This is a genomic window from Candidatus Contendobacter odensis Run_B_J11 (genome assembly GCF_000531125.1).
Classification (GTDB): Bacteria; Pseudomonadota; Gammaproteobacteria; order Competibacterales; family Competibacteraceae; genus Contendibacter; species Contendibacter odensensis.
The window spans coordinates 1-17,605 of record NZ_CBTK010000282.1; the positions used below are offsets into that span (position 1 = coordinate 1).

A 17,605-nucleotide genomic window follows, 5' to 3' on the forward strand; every position below is an offset into this window, starting at 1 on the left:
ACTGAAACAAGTGGTTAGCCTACCATGCTGGCACCCTTTGGGAGCTTGACAAGCCTCGAAAAATCTACCAAAAAATCCATAAACTGGATTAAGGTCAGGAAGGAAACAAATGAGCTATTTGATTACTTTAGTGCTAACGCCCACAATTCTGAAACTTTATACCCCAATTTGGATATAACGGAAAGAGATATTAGCGAGGCATTAACTACGGGATTATCCAGAAAACCAGCGACTGTTTCACCCAGTATTTATAAGCTGGGTGCCTTTGCTAAAGTAATGAGAGGAATAGCGACAGGTTCCAATGAATTTTTCTTTCTAACTCGAAAACAGGCCAAACAACTGGGTATCATACAGGAGTATCTTAAAACGGCTGTCGGCAGAACAAGAGACGTAACGACTTCAATAATTACCACTGAGGATATTGATAAGCTTGATCAAAAAGGCCGACCCACTTTATTATTATGCCTTAGCGATCAATCAACAACGATATTACCCTTGGCTTTGCAAAATTATATTAAACAAGGCGAAGAGAAAAGACTACATGAAAAGGTTCTCATTTTAACTAGAAATCCATGGTACAAAATGGAGCGGAGAGAACCGCCACCATTTTTATTTGCTTATTTAGGACGCAGGAGTACCCGATTCATAAAAAATGAAGCAGGCATTATTCCTTTAACCGGATTCCTCTGTCTTTATCCTCATTCACAAGACAGTGCCTACATTGCTAATCTCTGGCAAGTTTTACAACACGAAGAAACCGTCAACAACCTGGCTTTAGTCGGTAAATCCTATGGTTCCGGGGCAATCAAAGTAGAACCCAAGGCATTGGCTAATCTACCTCTCCCGAAACATCTGGTTGATCGTTATTTATCCCCGGTACCAACGCGATCACCTTCTTATTCTCAACCGGATCAGGAAAAGCCGACACTGTTGCCACAGTTGATCCTGTTCACCTGAGAAGCAACGCCTCGATGATGGCAGTGATCGCCATTGGTGGCGGAAACATCTCCGCATCAGCGTGATATCCATGCGTCCCGAAACATCTGAAACGCCTCACCCTCTGCGCTACGGCTATACCACTGGCGCTTGCGCGACCGCCGCCAGCGTAGCAGCGGCTTACCGGCTGCTGGCGGCGATTGAACCTGATCCGATAGAGATCGTGCTGCCGCGCGGGCAACGGGTACAGTTCCGGCTGGAATACTGTCGGTTGACTGAAACAGGAGCCGAGGCTGCGGTGATTAAGGACGCAGGCGACGATCCCGATATCACCCATGGAGCGCTGATTTTCGCCCAAGTGGTTTTGAACGAAGCATCAGGGGTGCGCTTCCAAGCTGGACCAGGCGTAGGCACCGTGACTCGGCCCGGCTTGCCGATCCCGGTCGGTGAACCTGCTATCAATCCGACTCCACGCCGGATGATCATGGATCACTTGCTCAAACTGGCGACCAAATACGGTTATCACGGCGGATTCGAGGTCACTATCGGCGTCGGAAACGGCGCGGAACTGGCGCAAAAAACTCTGAATCCGCGCCTGGGCATCGTCGGTGGCTTGTCCATTCTCGGCACCACCGGCATCGTCCGACCGTTTTCCTGTTCCGCCTACATTGCTTCCATCCAGCAGGCGATTGATGTAGCCCGCGCCAACCGTCTCGGCCACATCGCTGCCTGCACCGGCGCGACCAGCGAACAAACGATGCGGATTCATTACCAGCTACCCGACATGGCCTTGATTGAAATGGGCGATTTCGCCGGGGCGGTGCTGAAGCATTTGCGGCGGGCACCCATTCCCCAACTGAGCCTGGCCGGTGGTTTCGGCAAAATCAGCAAGCTGGCAGCGGGCCATCTGGATTTGCACAGCCGCAATTCCAGCATCGATCTGGTGCTGCTGGCGGTGGAAGCAGCGGCGCTGGGCGCGGACGATGCCTTGCAAGCAGCCATGCAAACGGCCAACACCAGTCAGCGGGCGCTGGCATTAGCCTACGCAGCAGGGTTGCCGCTGGGCCAGCGAATTTGCGTCATGGCTCGTGATCAAGCTCGCGCCCTCCTGCCGCCCGAAGTGGCGGTAGAGGTCTGGGCGACCGACCGCGAAGGTCAACCGGTAGGTCATGCCGATTTCGCCTGAATGCCTTCGCCCATTGCGGGAGAGGGTTAGGAGCCGACAATGCGTATCCTGATTCTGGGTGGCATCGGCGAAGCGGTGACGCTGGCACGCACCTTGGCACCCGTTCATGCCGTGACCTATAGCGTGGCCGGCAAGGGCCGCGCTCCAGACCTGTCCTGTTCCGTGCGCAGCGGCGGCTTCGGCGGTAGCGAAGGGCTGGCGCTTTTCCTGCGCGAGCAGCGCATTGAACAGCTGATCGACGCCACTCACCCCTACGCCGCGCAAATCAGCCGGAATGCGGCGCACGCAGCGCGGCTGGCGAAGGTTCCACTCTGGGCCTATCGGCGGCCTGCGTGGCGACCCCAACCCGGCGACGATTGGCGATTCGTGGCCGATTGGACTGCGCTTATGGCGGCGCTGCGAAAATTTCAGCGCCCGTTCTTCACGATCGGTCTGGAGCCGTTGCGGCACTGGCCGGATATTCCCCCGGGACAGCATTGGCTGGTGCGCTGTCTGGCGGCGAAAGCGCCAGCCACGCCGCATCTGACCCTGCTCTGCGTTACCGGGCCGTTTACGCTGGAACAGGAGACGGCGCTGCTGCGGGATTCTCAGATCGACGCACTGGTGGCGAAGAACAGCGGCGGCGGTGCGGTCGAGGCCAAGCTGGCGGCGGCGCGATTCGCTGGAGTGCCGGTCGTGATGTTAGAGCGTCCAGTGCTACCCACGGTGGAGCGGGAGTTTGCGGCTGTGGAACAATTGACCATGGCGCTATGAGCCTATCGTTTATAATCGGGTGACCGGGATATTAAGAGGATATCCGGCACAAGATTTGCTTTTCAAACGGTCTCCAGCTTTCTGAAGACGATCAGGGCGCAGGCCAAATGAATCATGGCTAAGTCATTCTGTGCCTTACAAAAGTAGCGAGTCCGAATCGCCCGAAAGCCTTTCCTCCAAGCGATGGTCCGTTCGACGACCCAGCGCCGGGCGGGCTGAGTCTTCTCGCCGTAGGCCATTGTTTTCTCGCCGATCCGGCGAATGTGCGGGATGTAGCCGTGATCGTTCACTTCGACTTCAACCCGGGCATAGTCGTACCCCTTATCCAAACACAAGTGCTGCGGCTGATCGGGGGTCAGCGCGGGGCGTAGCAGGAGATCCGCCGCCACGGTGGGTGAGACCAACCGGCTATCGTGGACATGGGCGCCGACCAAGACGATCCCGAGCGGAATCCCCGTTTGATCGACATGGCAATGGATTTTGCTGCCGCTTCGTCCCCGGTCGGTCGGATTGCGCCCCAAGCCCTCCTCGGCCAAGTAGAGCGACTGACCCCGCACGGGGGCTTGCACCAACGTCCCATCCATGGCCTGCCATTCCCATTCAATCCCGTTCAACTCTTGATATTTTTCAACGGATAAACGGAAAATCTCGGTAAACACCCCGGCATGCACCCACCTTTGGAGTGCGCGTGAACCGCACTTTTGGAGCCATAGCATGAGGGTAGATAACCCCACTGACAGCCTGTCTTGAGGAGGTAGAAAATACCGTTCAAGATGCACCGGAAATCCAAGGGCGGGCTGCCCCCCGATTTTTTCCGCTTGAAAGGTTCCAACAAGGGTCCACTGGGTTCCAAAAATCATCGGAAATTTCGTGGTAGGCCATAACGTCCTCTCCAAAGTGATTGCCTTGCCTACAGCCTACCCAATTATTGAGATTAGGCATCTTTTGTGCCGGATATCCTCTAAGCGGCAAGATCGGATCGAGGTCTGATCCCGGCTTCACGCAAGCTTGACGCTGAGTCATTGCCTCACTCCCTGCCGCCGCTCACCAGAAAAGCGGGTGATTCATGAGATGGGTTCACCAGTTTCTGTTGCTGGCGCTGGTCGCCTTACTGGCCGGTAGTGCGTGGTTCTACCGCGCCCAAGAACCAGGACAGTGGCGGTCGGTCGATAGCCCGCTGGCTACCGGCGATAAAAAACTGACAAAAATTATCCTCCTGTAAATTTTCCTGTGATCGGAACTGTGGGACAGACAGATAAAATAAACATCACCTATTGAAATCAATGAGTTGGATTCAGTCAACACCCTAGCCTGACGCTACCAACCCTCGCCATCACAGGAAAATTTACAGGACCGTTTTTTATGGCAGTGGCCTTAGATGAGCAGGTCGCGATGTGAGGTAACAAATCGCTGACAAGATCGAGGCGGCTCTTCATTGAAAACTGCGCACTTCGACCCGGCTTTGTCCGCCGGATTGGCGCTGTACCCGAATCTGAATCCCGATCCGTTCGCTCATTTCCTGCACATGGGAAATGACTCCCACCTTGCGGCCTTGAGCCTGCAAATGGTCCAGCGCGTCCATTGCTATCCGCAGGGTGTCGGCGTCGAGACTGCCGAAGCCCTCGTCAATAAACAGCGATTCCACTCGCACCCGGTTGGAAGACAGCGAGGCGAGACCAAGCGCCAGTGCCAGCGACACCAGGAAGGATTCACCGCCGGACAGGGAATGCACTGAGCGGAATTCATCACCCATGTCCTGATCCACCACCATCAGCGCCAGGGTATCCTTGACCCGCTCCAGCCGGTAACGGCGGGAGAGATCGTTCAGATGATGGTTGGCATAGCTCAGCAACACGTCAAGGGTGAACTGCTGGGCGTAATTGCGAAATTTCTTGCCGTCAGCGGAACCGATCAACGCATCGAGCTTGCGCCAGATTTCGGCCTTTGCCTCCTGTTTAGCGATATCCGTTTGTAATAACTCCGTTTTTGCGCGGCGCTCGTCATCCTGGCGCAAGGCAATTTCTGCTTCTTTATGGCGACTATTAGCGGCATCCAGATCAAGAGCGAGCTGTTGTTGCGCGGCTCGTGCGACCTCTGCGGAATCCGGGCTGGTGCGGCGCTGCTCATGCGCGTCCCGTTGTAACTGGCGTTCCTTGAGAATGGCCTCAGCGGTTTTTACTGCATTGTCCAGCTCCAGCAACGCCTCGCGTTCCCGGATCAACCAGTCGCTATCGTGAGCGAGCAAGGTGCGGAGCCGGAGGGAATCCAGCATTGCGCCGGTATGGTGGGCATTGAAGTCGGCAAGCCAGCGATTCAATGTTGCGTCGACCTGTTCAGCCTTTTGCTGGCTGGAAATCAAGGCTTGCCCTGCCTGTTCGAACACCGCTTCGGCGCTGGCTTGACGATTCGCTGCGGTCTTTGCTTTCCCTTCCTGGTCTTGGAAAGCGGTTTTTGCGGCTGCAATCGCTTTGGCAAAAGCTGCGTCCACTTCGGCGACTGGCCGCCCGCTGAACACGCCCTGTCGTTGCCGGCGTTTAGCCTGGAGATCACGGTCAATGTTCTGGAAGGCTTCGGCGGCGCGTTGCCGTTGTGCGACTTTCTCAGCGATGGTTTCGGTTTGGTTGCGAATTTCGCTATCCAACGCGCCGATCTGGTTTTGCCATTGTTCCGCTTTTCGGCTCTGGTCGCTCCATTTTGCGACCTTGCGCCGCCGTTGCTCATGGAAAGCAATGGGGTCGGTTTGCCAGCGGGGACGCCAGTCGTAATCGGAAAACGCCGCGTCCAGATGGATCAACCGCTCTTCCAGTTGGCAGGCAAAGTCGGCTTTTCGTTCTTGAGCGGCATTCAAGGTTTGCGCCGCCTGTTTCAAAGCGGCTTGGGCGGCGTTCAGTGTGTCCCGCGCTATTGAATGCTGCTGTTGGGCCTGATTCCAAGCTGTCTGCGCCTTCTCTTGAACCTTGGCCGCCTGCCGCAACGCTTTCTCTTCCTGCTCGATGGCGGTTAATGACTCACCGATTACCCGCTGCGGGTTGGCGAACCAGGCCAATCGGTCAGCGGGCGCAACAACTGCCAATTCCGCCGCAACCGGCTGTGCGTTCCAGGCGACTGCATTCCGTTGAATGCTATCCATCAGGGGTTGCAGTTCCGTAGCGATGTCAGCGCGGCGTTGACGACTATTGCCAAGCTGGGTTTTATGCGTCGCTTCCTGCTCGTTCAGAGCATTTAGCGTTTTCCGGCACTCATCGACTGCGTCCCCAAGGCGGGTCAGCAGGGCGCGGGAAGGCGCATCACCGCCGACATAGGGATGTTCCGTTGCGCCGCACACTGGACAGGGTAAGCCCGCTTCCAGCGTTTCCCGCAAAGTTTCAATGTTTTCAGCGCAGGCGGCTTCAGCAATTTTCAGCGATTTCTCCGCCTGTTCCAGCCGGGCGGTCGCTGCGGGCTGATCCGCAAGAATCCGGGTTAAGGCTATTTCCGCTTGATGGATCTGTTTCTGGATCGCACGGCTTTCATGCTCCAGTTGGCGTTGTCGAGCGCACCCGCCGTCCAGCGCCATCCATAGCGATTCGGCCTCAGCCAGTCGGTCGCGACGGTTTTCAGCCGTTTTTCGGCGCTCGGCCAAGGTTTCCGCATCGAATTTTGACAGCGCCTGCATGGCGGATTGGAGTTGGCCGTCTGCCGCCTGAAAGGCTTGTTCCGCCTTAGTCCAATCGCCGGACGCTGTATCAAGCGTTTGCCGCTGGTTCTGCACGGCCTGCTGTCCAGCAACGACCTTTTGCTCGACCTCGCGCCCGTTGGTTTGAGCCTTGGCCGCTTCGCCCAACAGCACATCCCAGCGCAGCCAATCCTCGGCCAGGAGGCGCAACGGTTCATGCGTCGCCAGCCAGTCCTGGGCGGTTTGCAGATTTTGGGCGATTTGCTGGCGTTCAGCCTGTTTGCTGGCGAGGGTTTGCTGCGCTTTCTTCTCGACATCGAGGGCGGCGTTTCGCGCATCCAGGGCGGCAGCGTGGCCAGGCGCAAGGATCCGGATTTCAGCCTCAAGCGCCTTGGCGAGATCCAGATCGGGGCTGGCGGTGATTCTGGCCTCCTCAGCGTCCACAACCGTCTGCCGGGCTTTTGCCAGCGCCTCGTCGGCTTGTTGGCGGACTTGGCGCGCCGCGCCTAATTTTTCTTCCGCGCCGCTCATCTCCTGGCGATTTTTCGCAATCTCTCCAGCGATACGGTCCATTTCAGCCAGATGAGAACGGGCGCCCTGCACCGCTTCGACCTGGGCGAAGTAGAGTTGCCGAGGAGCAGCGGTTTCTCTGGCGGCAAGCATTTTTTGCGCCTCGGCCCGCGCCTGCTGTTCGTCCTGTTTCAGCTTTTCCCAAACCTCATACCACTGTAATCGTCGGCTTAATTCCTCTTTGCGCTGCGCCAGCACCGTCATTTCCGTTTGGGCGGTATTGCGTTCCTGTTCCCGTTGAGCGCGAGCCTCGACCGAGAACGGCTGTTGCCCATCGAGCTGCCCCCGCAATGTTTCCAGCACTTGCTGTTCGGCCTTGGCGCGATCAAAGGCACGGATGGAAATGCCGGTGTACACATCCAGCCCGGTCAGGGTTTGCAACAGATGGCCGCGCTCGTCGTTATCGGCCTTCAGAAAGGCTGCGAATTCATTTTGCGCCAGCAACACGGCGCGGGTGAATTGATCGAACGACAGGCCAAGCCGTTCCCTGATGGCTTGTTGAACCTCGCTTTTCACTCCGCCAATGCGTTGTGCGCCATCGAAAGTTTCCAGCGACATTTCAGTGTGTTGCAGTTTTCCGCCAACCTTGCTGCGCGCGCGGCGCACACTCCAGCGGGCGCGATAGGCCACGCCATCGTTGCCGACGAAATCCACCTCGGCCCAACCTTCACCCGCGCCACGTCTGAGCAGGTTGCGCGGATCTTGCGGGGTAATGGTTTCATCACCGACATCGGGCAGACTGACGCCCTTGACAGCAGCGCGAGTCAAGCGCGGGGTTTCGTCATACAACGCCAGACACAGCGCATCGAGCAGGGTGCTTTTACCCGATCCGGTTGGCCCGCAGATGGCGAACAAACCGGCGGAAGCCAGCGGTTCCTGTTGAAAATGAATCTCGAACTCGCCCGCCAGCGAAGCCAGATTTTTGCCGCGAATGGCAATGACTCTCATGGCGTGCGTGCCCCACTGGATTCCAGCAACAGCTCTCTAAAAGCCTTCATTAAATCGGCGGCGGGTTCCTTGCCATATTTGCGCCAGTGGAGTTTGCTGAAGATGTCCTCCGGTTGCAGCCGACCCAGATCGTCCAACGATAGTGGGCTGCTGGCGGCATCACCATCGGCGCTGGCGTTATAGCGGGTCTCAATTTTGACCAGCCGCACCGGCTTTCCATCCAGCGCTGACTCAATGCGGGTGCGCAAACCGGGATCCGGGCCGTTCAGCAACACCCACGCTTGCAAATACGGCTGAGCTTCCAGCGGCTTATCGAGCCGATCAAGCGCTGCCAGCATTGCCAATACATCGTCAACCGGCGCCGGTTGTGCCGGGATTCGCAATAATTCCACAAAACGCGGGATATAAATCGGGCTGATTTCCGTGACAGATTCACCGTCAAGATCAATGCGAAGCACTTGATGCTTATAGTGCATTTCGGTGAACGACATTGGCAGCGGACTGCCGCAATAACGTACTCGCTCCTGACCACCGACTTTTTGGGCACGATGCAAATGACCTAAAGCCACATAAGCGATGACCGGATCGAACGTATCTACGGGCAGTGCTTCCGCCCCGCCAATGACGATGCGTCGCTCCGAATCTGCGGAAGTTTCACCGCCGTTCATGTGGCAATGGCCGAGCGCGATGATGGCTTGGCCGGGTTCCCGGCGACTTAGCGCTACCTCCAACACCTGCTGGTAAAGCAGTGCGATCCCTTCCAGATACGGATCGCCGTCGGCTTCCACCCGTGGCACATCGCCGGGCCGCAGAAAAGGCACCGCCAGACACCAGGCGACAATCTCGCCATTGCGGTTTTTCAGCGGCGTCACCAAACGGTCCAGTTCAATTTCCCCTTGCTGGCGGGCGCAGCCTACGGCAGTAGCGTCAAAAGCCGCAAACAGCGATGCGGGCGCTTCCAGCCGTCCCGATGAATCGTGATTGCCGGCAATCATCACAATATCGAGATCAGGAACGCGACGCTTGGCAGCGGTGAGAAAGCGGTAAAGTTGTTTCTGGCTTTCGGCGGAAGGATTGGAGTTATCAAAAATATCGCCAGCAATCAGCAGGGCGTCAGTTTGCTCGGTTTCCAGCGTGTCGAGCAGCCAATCGAGAAAGCATTGATGCTCATAAGCGCGGTCGAAATCATGCAAGGTCTGGCCGAGATGCCAATCCGAAGTGTGCAGCAGGCGCATCAAGTTTTCCTTCTGTTGATCCCGCTCGGAACTCACTCCAGAACCAGCGGCCCCGGTTTCAACACCACCGCGCTGAGCGGCGGCAGATTCAGCACCATCGAGAAAGCGTAGCCGTGGCTGAAAAACTCTTCGGCGGTCACTCTCTGGCCGGGCAGCGTCGCGCCAGAACCGCCGTATTCGCTGGCGTCACTGTGCAGCAGTTCCCGATACGCGACCGGATACGGCACTCCGATCCGGTAATTCCTATGCGCTTGGTCGGAGAAGTTCAGCACGAACAGCACCGCCTCGCGCGGATCGCGGGCCTTGCGCACGAAAGCGAGCACGCCGGTTTCCGCGCCGCTCGCGTCCAGCCACTCGAAGCCGGCGCCGCGAAAATCCACTTGATGACAAGCTGGTTCCCGTGCATACAGCTTGTTAAGGTCACTGACGAAGTGCTGTAAGCCCTGATGGGCGGGCTTGGGCAGCAACGCCCATTCCAGGCCGCTGTCATGATTCCATTCGCTCGGCTGGCCAAACTCCCCGCCCATGAACACCAGCTTCTTGCCGGGATGGCCGTACATGAAGGCGTACAGCAGCCGCAGATTGGCGAACTGCTGGCGCTCAGTGCCCGGCATCTTGCCCAGCAGCGACTTTTTCAGATGCACCACTTCATCGTGCGACAGCGACAGGATGAAGTTCTCGTTGAAGGCGTAGACGATGCCGAAGGTTAGCTTGTCGTGATGGTGGCGACGATGGATCGGCTCTTTTTGTAAATAGAACAGTACATCGTGCATCCAGCCCATGTTCCATTTGAAACCAAAGCCCAAGCCGCCGTGATCGGTGGGTCGGGAGACATTGGGCCAAGCGGTGGATTCCTCCGCGATCATCATCACGCCGGGAAATTGGCCGTGAACCACCGCGTTGGTGTGCTTAATGAACTCAATTGCCTCCAGATTCTCGTTGCCGCCGTATTTGTTGGGAATCCAGTCTTTCTTGGAATAATCCAGATACAGCATCGAGGCCACCGCATCCACCCGCAGCCCGTCGAAATGAAAGGTCTCCAGCCAGTACAGTGCATTGGCGATCAGGAAGTTTTCGATCTCGTGGCGACCGTAGTTGAAGATCAGCGTTCCCCAGTCGGGATGTTCGCCCTGACGTGGGTCGGCGTGCTCGTACAGGCAGGTGCCGTCGAACCAGGCCATGGCGTGGGCGTCCTTGGGGAAATGCGCCGGCACCCAGTCCAGGATCACCCCGATATTGTGTTGATGGCAGCGGTCAATCAAGTCCATCAGATCGTCCGGGCGGCCAAAACGGGCGGTCGGCGCATAGAAATTGGAAATCTGATAGCCCCAGGACGGTCCGTAGGGATGCTCGGCCAGCGGCAGAAATTCGATATGAGTAAAGCCCATCTCCAGCACATAGGGAATCAACTGGTCGGCCAGTTCGCGATAGGACAGGAACTCGCCATCGGCCTTGCGCCGCCAGGAACCGGCGTGAACTTCATAAATGGCTACGGGTCGCTCCCAGGCGTTGCTTCGCGCCCGCTGCTGCATCCATTGCTCATCGCGCCATTGATGTTTTCCAGCCCGGTCGTACACCACGCTGGCGGTGCCAGGCGGAACTTCGGTATAGAAGGCAAAGGGATCGGTTTTCAGGAACACCGATCCGGTGCGGGGCAGAATTTCAAACTTATATAAATCGCCTTCGCTCAAGCCGGGCATAAACAACTCCCAGATGCCTGAACCGGGTCGCAACCGCATCGGGTGGCGGCGACCATCCCAGCCGTTAAACTCGCCGACCATGCTAATTCGCTGGGCGTTGGGTGCCCACACCGCGAAGTTGACTCCAGCGACGCCAGCCACCGTGCAGGCGTGAGCACCCAGCTTTTCAAAGATCCGGTAATGATTGCCCTCGGCGAATAGATAGCAGTCCTGATCGCCGAGAATCGAGAACTTGAACGCATACGGATCGGCAAAAACCCGCGCTCGCCCCTGTTCCGTCACGCTCAACTGGTAGCGCAGCGCGGTCGGCTCAGCGACGACCACTGTCTCGAACAACTGGTCGCCCGGCACCCATTGCAGGGGATACAGCAGTTGCGGCTGGTCAGTGGGCAGCAGACAGGGCGATTCGGCTTCCGGCAGCAGGGCGCGGACGATGCTCAGCCCCGGTTCGCCCGCCAGCGGATGCGGCCCCAGCAGGGCATGAGGATCGACATGACGCCCCTGCTTCAGCGCGGTGCTGTCCGTTGCAGTCAGGGTGGGCGCAAGGGCGGTTTCCCGCAGCAGAAAGCGCAGTTTTGTCGCCGCGCTTTGCCCTTGCAGCCGGGCCGCAAAGGTGCGGGCGTCGATGCGCAGCGCGTCCACATGGTAGACCTGCCGCCAGAACAGCGCGTTGGCGGCCAGAAAATTTCGCACTTCCGGCCTTCCCAGATCGAAGGCCAGCATATCCGGTTGACCGGGAACGTCAGCGTCGTAAGTCCGGGTGCCGTCAAACCAGGTCAGTTCCTGCCCTTCACGCGGGATCAGCGGCGGAATCCAGTCGAGAATGACTCCGATGTCGCGCTGGTGGCAGGCATCAATGAACGCCATTAATTCATCGGGCCGGCCATAACGCGGATTGGGCGCGTAGTAACCGGTGACGGTCTCGCCGGGTGCCCAGAACGACAATTCGACCTGGTTGAAACCCCGCTCCAGCAGGTAGGGCAGCACGATGTCCTGCAACTGAGTATAGGCGGTGACTCGCTCCGGCCCGGAGCTGGCGGTTTCACCCAGGGTGACCGGGTGAATCCTGACCGGCTGTTTCCAGCCCGGCGTTGCCACCGCTCGCGCCATCCAGGAGGTATCACTCCACTGGTGGCGGTGAGGGAGGTCGCCGATCAGCGCGGCGGTCTTGGGGTAAACCTCGGTCTGAAACGCCAGCGGATCAGTCTTGAGAAATACTGCGCCTTCGGCATTGCGGATTTCGTATTTGTACAGATCGCCCACACCCACATCGGGAATGAACAATTCCCAGACCCCGGATTCGTGCCGTTCCAGCGGATGCTGGCGGCCATCCCATTGATTGAAGGTTCCAACCACGCTGACCCGGCTGGCATGAGGCGCCCAGAGCATAAAATTGACGCCTTTGATACTCGCTTTCACCTGTGGATGCGCGCCCATCCGGGTAAACAGGTTTTCCAGCGCGCCTTGCTGGAACGCCTGCCCATCAGCGCGGGTGAAAGACGGTTCGTGAATAGCGTAGGGGTCGTGGAAGGTCGTGGTTTGACCGTTGGCGTCCACCGCGATCAGCCGATATTCCAGCGTGGCGATTCCCGGCAGGCGGGTGACAAACAAGCCGTCTGGATGGAGTTTCTGCATTTCCCGCTGGCCGGAACCATCGTCCGGCAGCACATAAGCCCGCTTGGCCTGTGGCAGGAAGGCGCGGATGGTCAGCGCCGGCTCCCGCTCGCTCGCGTGAGGCCCCAGAATCGCGTAAGGCGCGTCATGACGCAATTCGACGATTTTCCGAATCTGTTCTTCCAGCATCGCCCTTACCTTTCATTTAGTTTTCCCATAGTCGAGATTAACATAACAAACTTGCGGGTTTGCTGAGAACAGATGGTGAGCCTGCACAGAAACGCCCCCTGGTGCCGCAACGGGCAAGGGGGCGTTTTGGGGTTTGGTGAAAACGATCAGCGGCGACGCCCCTGATCGAATGAACCGACCAGCAGATTATGATTTAGCAGGCGGCGCTGGCGGGGCCGGCGGCGCGTCACTCCCGCGCATCATCCGGCGCATCGGCTGCTCAGTGATGAACTTATCCATCACCTGCTTCTGCTGCGGGTCGAGCGTCGTATACAGATCGCCGGCCGCCTTGATCATGGCTTTCATGCTGGACAGATTCTGCTCCATGGCTTGCGCCCGTTCCTCGAAATGAGCCATTGCGGTGGTTTCCTGGCCGCGCATCTCCTCCCGCATCTTCATCATGGTGGCGTGATGGGCGTCCTGAGCGGTCAGGAATCCCTTCCAGGCGGCTTGTTGCTCAGGCTTCAGCTTCAGCCGCGCCTCCAGCAATTCCATGCGCTCGGCACGATACTGTTGCATCATCGCTTGGCGCTGTTCCCAACCACCGCCGCCCATTCGGCCATGACCCATCATTGAACAGTCCTCGCCGCCCATCGGGCCATGACTGCCCCAATTACCGGCGAAGCCGACAGTGGTTAATCCCAGACCTATAACCGCAGCGGCGGTCAACATGCCTTTGTGTAGCGTCTTCATTTTCAATTCCTCGTGGTTATTCAGGTGGTTCGGGAGCTATTAAACACCGGGCATGTAACCGGCGTTTTGCCGGAACAGGATTTTTGTAACGATTTGTATCAGCCCCACAATATATCCACGTTGCAAGGTGCGACGGCAAAGAACGGCAACCATTTCTAACCAGGACTTTCGTTCGCCGTCATTCCCGCGCAAGCGGGAATCCAATAACCCGTTGCAAAGGCTGGATACCCGTTTTCACGGGTATGACGACAAAAGGTTTATTAGCGAAAGTCCTGCTAACTCTTGACGCTGCCCAGCATGATCCCGGCGATGTAATACTTTTGCAGCGCCACGAATAACAGCATCACCGGCAACACGGTCAGCACCGATCCGGCCATCATCAATTCCGTGTCCTGAACATGCTCGCCCAGCAGATTCGCCAGCGCCACCGGCAAGGTGTAGCGGGCACTATCGGTCAGCACGATCAGCGGCCACATGAAGTCGTTCCACGCGCCGAGAAAGGTAAAAATCGCCAGCGTGACCAGAATCGGTCGGCACAGCGGCAACACCAGCGACCAGTAGATACGAAACTCACCTGCGCCATCCATCCGCGCGGCGTCGAGCAGGCTATCAGGAATCGCCAGCAGATATTGCCGAATCAGGAAGATGCCGAAGATGCTGGCCATGCCGGGGATGATCACGCCCCAATAGGTATTGATCAGCCCAAATTGCTTGAGCAGCAGAAACAGCGGCAACATCGCCACTTGGGCCGGAATCACCATCGCCGCCAGTAATCCGCGAAACAGCCGGTCGCGATAACGAAACCAAAATTTGGCAAAGGCGTAACCGGCCATCGAGTTGATAAACAGCGAAATCACGGTCACAGCGCTGGCTAATAGCGTGCTGTTGAGCAAATAGCGGCCTAAATCCAGCCGGGTGAACAGCGCGGCGTAATGCTCGAGCGTGATGGCGCTGGGCCACAGGTGCGGCGGGTAACGGTTGGCTTCGCCGGTCGGCATCAGTGACGCTGCTACCATCCACAGCAGCGGCAGCAGAGTTAATGCCACACCCACCGCCAGCAAGCTGTAGAGCAGCAGCGCAGGGAGAAATGAAGGGGCAAAAGGGCTGGCAAAGCCGCAGATACGTTTCGGTTTAGACATGATTAGGCTTCCGTTTCTTGACCGTCAAGACGGTATCTACAATACGGCTACGCGCTGCGATGAAAACTATCGTCGGCCCGTATATAACGGGATATCCATTGGTTAAGCGGGCTTAGTGGGTACAGTGTTGACTATAAATCATTGGTAGTCATAATAACCACTATGAACAGCAAACAAATCATTAAGCGACTGGAAGCGGACGGATGGGTTCTGGCGCGAGTCAAGGGATCGCATCATCAGTTCAAGCATCCGACGAAGCCGGGCTTAGTGACCATCAAGCACCCTGACAGCGACATCCCCGCCGGTACGCTGAACAGCATCAAGAAGCAGGCGGGTTGGAAATAGGAGGTTGTTGCCATGCGGTTTCCCGTGGTGTTGCACACCGATGATGGCGTCCGCTTCGGCGTGACGGTGCCCGATCTTCCTGGCTGCTTTTCGGCGGGCGACACCTTCGATGAAGCGCTGGATTCGGCGGTGGAGGCGATTAATCTGCATCTGGAAGGCATGGTTGGGGACGGTGGCGAGGCGCCGGTTCCCCATCCCTTTGCCGAGCATCGCGCCAATCCCGACTTCGCCGATGGCGTTTGGGCGGCGGTCGAGGTGAATGTGGCCCGCTTCGAGGGGCGGGCCGAGAAGATCAACATTACGTTGCCGCGTCATCTATTGGCAAAAATCGATGCCTACGCTCGTGCTCACGGGGCGACTCGTTCCGGCTTTTTGGCTGAGGCGGCGCGGGCGGCGATGCGGTAGAGCGCCGTCCTTGGTGCGAGAACGTTTTGAGTATCTCGTTGACTTTCAGAAAGAGGAAGGCGGGTTAGCGCAGCGTAACCCGCCTAACGGCTTATATGGACTCCCCCGGTTTGCAAGGAAAGCTGGGTGTTCAAGAAACCAAGGTTAGACTGCACGCATATATCCGGCCTGTTGGGGAGCAGTACGCTCTGGCCCTAATGACATTCGCGCACGGGTACCTCATTAGTTCAACGGTCTAAAATGACCTCAGACGTTATCAGGTTGAACCCGCGCTGGTCTTACCAGTTTCCATCAACTCAACCATCCACGCAATTTTTAGGCAGGAGTTCTTCTTTCTGTGGATGCGCCGGGATGAAACGGACCTGCTGAATCGGCCATCCACGCTGGTTAAAATCGTTGCTTTATCGCGCTAATGTTCACCTCGTCTCGGCAACCATTCACGGGCTCATTCTCAATTACGCGGCCAGTTGATACGTTTCACCCCGGACTAACATTGCCCAAAGAATCCGAGCATGTTTAGCCGCTAAGGCAATGGCTGCGATATTGTCACCCCGCCGTTTCTTGACCGCTTCCACCCATTGGCTTTTCCGATCCGAGCGCGACTCCGTTAGCTGTAACACCGAGCGGGCGCCATGAACGAGCAAGGTCCGTAGATAGACATTCCCCCGTTTACTGATGCCGCCCAGTCGAGTTTTCCCACCGCTGGAGGATTGACGGGGTGTCAAACCGAGCCAAGTCGCAAATTGTCGACCGGTACTAAACTCGTGGGCATCGCCTACCGTTGCTACCACCGCCGTGGCGGTCACCGGGCCCACCCCCTCGACGGCCATCAGTCGGCGGGCCGATTCTGATTCCTGCGCCCTGTGTTGTAGGTGCCGGTCCTTTGTACATGACAAAAAAGATAACTTATTGAAATTGTGGTAAAATATTGTCTTTCTCACCAAGGAGATGAACATCATGAATCAGATCAACGAGCTATCGGCACTGATCAATCAAACATTTAAGGTTCTATGAGACTTCCCGTGGAGACCCCAAGATGTAGGGGTTGTAGTATTAGAAACTGAGCGGTAGAAAGAGGATCAAAAATCCCTTTTCTGGAGGGTTGACGATGCCGGTCACAATTGCATTGCCGTTGGATATACCTGAGGTTCGTGTGTTGTCCAGCAACGTGCTGGACGACAACAGGTTGTTGATCGAGGTGGAAAGCACGTTGCAGACAGCACGGTGTACACGGTGTGGCCAGGAAAGGGATCGATTCCACGGGTTCGACCGGCCGATTCGGTTACGGCACCTGCCGGTTTTTGGCCGGGAGGGGGTGATTGAGATTCACCCGAAGCGCTACCGCTGTCCCCACGGTGAGGGCGGGCCGACCATGACCCAGCACTGCGCATGGTACGAGCCTAACCGCCCCCATACGACAGCGTTCGAGCACTGGGTATTAAAGGCGCTGGTCCATAGCACCGTGGCCGACGTCAGCCGACAACTCGATGTGGGAGTGAAAGCGGTGGAGGGAATCATGGATCATCGCCTGGCGCCTGCGGTGAACTGGGCGGCATTCGTCACCCTGGAGACCCTCGGCATCGATGAGGTCTCCCTGTGCAAGGGGCAAGGGCATTATGTAGCGGTGGTCTGGGCGCGTGACGCGCAGGGAGATACCCATGTGTTGGCGGTGCTACCCGACCGGCTCCAAACCACAGTGCAGGTGTTTCTGGAGGCGATCCCTACGGAATTGAAAGCGACGGTCCAGCGCGTTGGTATGGATAGGTGGGAAGGCTATGCGGGCGCCGTGGCCGCCGCCTTGCCCCAGGCCTCCATCGTCGTGGATCGGTTTCATGTCGCGGTCCAGTACCGGGACGCCGTGGAGACCCTCCGCAAACAAGAATTTCGCCGGCTCAATGCCGAACGCGATCCGGCCAACGCCCTGCCTACCGCTGAACTGAGGCGGTTGATGCGTCGGGAATGGCCCTCCTTGAATGAGGCCCAACAGGGGCAATGAGCGGAACTGTTTGAGCAGGCTCCCCTCTGGTCCAGCGCTTATACCCTACGTACCGTGTTGACCGCCATTTTTGAATGTACCCCGGATCGGGCGACCGCACAGACCCGCCTCCAACGGTGGAGCGAGCAGGTCAAGGCCGCAGGCCTCACCTGCTTTGATACGTTTCTTAACACCTTCGCGCATTGGCAAGAGGGGATCCTCA

The 17,605-nt window shown here is 57.5% G+C and carries 14 protein-coding genes and 2 pseudogenes; 7 read left to right on the forward strand and 9 right to left on the reverse strand.

Translation table 11 applies throughout. The features are described 5' to 3' along the window. Nucleotides 1-24 precede the first annotated feature (24 nt). From BN874_RS17775 to BN874_RS17785, 3 genes are all read left to right on the forward strand, one after another. Nucleotides 25-957 carry a hypothetical protein gene (locus BN874_RS17775; protein WP_051498011.1) on the forward strand — a complete coding sequence of 311 codons (933 nt, stop codon included), beginning with the start codon at nucleotides 25-27 and terminating at the stop codon, nucleotides 955-957. A gap of 70 nt (nucleotides 958-1,027) precedes the next feature. Beyond that, nucleotides 1,028-2,122, forward strand: a complete 1,095-nt coding sequence (locus tag BN874_RS17780) for a cobalt-precorrin-5B (C(1))-methyltransferase (protein ID WP_034435637.1) — start codon at nucleotides 1,028-1,030, stop codon at nucleotides 2,120-2,122. A 39-nt stretch (nucleotides 2,123-2,161) separates the two neighbouring features. Then, on the forward strand, nucleotides 2,162-2,875 hold the full coding sequence (locus BN874_RS17785) for a cobalt-precorrin-6A reductase (RefSeq protein WP_034435638.1): 714 nt from the start codon (nucleotides 2,162-2,164) through the stop codon (nucleotides 2,873-2,875). Nucleotides 2,876-2,937: 62 nt separating this feature from the next. Here BN874_RS17785 and BN874_RS17790 read toward each other — a convergent pair whose 3' ends face one another. Both BN874_RS17790 and BN874_RS26520 read right to left on the reverse strand, forming a co-directional pair. Continuing rightward, nucleotides 2,938-3,534 (reverse strand): IS5 family transposase, encoded by a 597-nt coding sequence (locus BN874_RS17790; protein WP_051498012.1) that lies wholly within the window; start codon nucleotides 3,532-3,534, stop codon nucleotides 2,938-2,940. Further along, complete coding sequence (locus BN874_RS26520) at nucleotides 3,486-3,728, reverse strand: transposase (protein ID WP_420886147.1); 243 nt, start codon at nucleotides 3,726-3,728, stop codon at nucleotides 3,486-3,488. Before BN874_RS26520 ends, BN874_RS17790 begins: the two co-directional genes overlap by 49 nt. A gap of 213 nt (nucleotides 3,729-3,941) precedes the next feature. Between BN874_RS26520 and BN874_RS24755 the strand changes: the two genes are divergently transcribed. After that, a complete protein-coding gene (locus BN874_RS24755) occupies nucleotides 3,942-4,097 on the forward strand; it encodes a hypothetical protein (RefSeq protein WP_154725011.1) in 156 nt (51 codons plus the stop codon). A 210-nt stretch (nucleotides 4,098-4,307) separates the two neighbouring features. Here BN874_RS24755 and BN874_RS17795 read toward each other — a convergent pair whose 3' ends face one another. The 6 genes and pseudogenes from BN874_RS17795 to BN874_RS17815 form a co-directional block, all read right to left on the reverse strand. Continuing rightward, the gene (locus BN874_RS17795) at nucleotides 4,308-8,048 is read right to left on the reverse strand and encodes an AAA family ATPase (RefSeq protein ID WP_034435639.1); all 3,741 of its coding nucleotides are present in this window, start codon (nucleotides 8,046-8,048) and stop codon (nucleotides 4,308-4,310) included. Then, complete coding sequence (locus tag BN874_RS17800) at nucleotides 8,045-9,283, reverse strand: exonuclease SbcCD subunit D C-terminal domain-containing protein (RefSeq protein ID WP_034435640.1); 1,239 nt, start codon at nucleotides 9,281-9,283, stop codon at nucleotides 8,045-8,047. Before BN874_RS17800 ends, BN874_RS17795 begins: the two co-directional genes overlap by 4 nt. Nucleotides 9,284-9,315: 32 nt before the next feature. After that, on the reverse strand, nucleotides 9,316-11,517 hold the full coding sequence (glgB, locus tag BN874_RS26525; protein WP_034435647.1) for a 1,4-alpha-glucan branching protein GlgB: 2,202 nt from the start codon (nucleotides 11,515-11,517) through the stop codon (nucleotides 9,316-9,318). A 669-nt stretch (nucleotides 11,518-12,186) separates the two neighbouring features. Continuing rightward, nucleotides 12,187-12,786 (reverse strand): annotated as a pseudogene (locus BN874_RS26530) (GlgB N-terminal domain-containing protein); the annotation flags it as partial. A 186-nt stretch (nucleotides 12,787-12,972) separates the two neighbouring features. Continuing rightward, nucleotides 12,973-13,518, reverse strand: a complete 546-nt coding sequence (locus BN874_RS17810; protein ID WP_034435642.1) for a Spy/CpxP family protein refolding chaperone — start codon at nucleotides 13,516-13,518, stop codon at nucleotides 12,973-12,975. Between the two features lie 275 nt (nucleotides 13,519-13,793). Further along, a complete protein-coding gene (locus BN874_RS17815; RefSeq protein ID WP_051498013.1) occupies nucleotides 13,794-14,657 on the reverse strand; it encodes a carbohydrate ABC transporter permease in 864 nt (287 codons plus the stop codon). Nucleotides 14,658-14,819: 162 nt separating this feature from the next. On the opposite strand from BN874_RS17815, the gene BN874_RS17820 reads away from it, so the two are divergent. Together BN874_RS17820 and BN874_RS17825 are read left to right on the forward strand one after the other, a co-directional pair. Continuing rightward, entirely contained in the window at nucleotides 14,820-15,002 is a 183-nt protein-coding gene (locus BN874_RS17820; RefSeq protein WP_034435643.1) for a type II toxin-antitoxin system HicA family toxin, read from the forward strand. Between the two features lie 12 nt (nucleotides 15,003-15,014). Continuing rightward, nucleotides 15,015-15,407 carry a type II toxin-antitoxin system HicB family antitoxin gene (locus tag BN874_RS17825; protein WP_034435644.1) on the forward strand — a complete coding sequence of 131 codons (393 nt, stop codon included), beginning with the start codon at nucleotides 15,015-15,017 and terminating at the stop codon, nucleotides 15,405-15,407. Between the two features lie 455 nt (nucleotides 15,408-15,862). Here BN874_RS17825 and BN874_RS17830 read toward each other — a convergent pair whose 3' ends face one another. Continuing rightward, on the reverse strand, nucleotides 15,863-16,366 hold the full coding sequence (locus BN874_RS17830; RefSeq protein ID WP_081756498.1) for an IS110 family RNA-guided transposase: 504 nt from the start codon (nucleotides 16,364-16,366) through the stop codon (nucleotides 15,863-15,865). A gap of 149 nt (nucleotides 16,367-16,515) precedes the next feature. Here BN874_RS17830 and BN874_RS17835 point away from each other — a divergent pair. Then, nucleotides 16,516-17,605 (forward strand): annotated as a pseudogene (locus BN874_RS17835) (ISL3 family transposase); the annotation flags it as partial.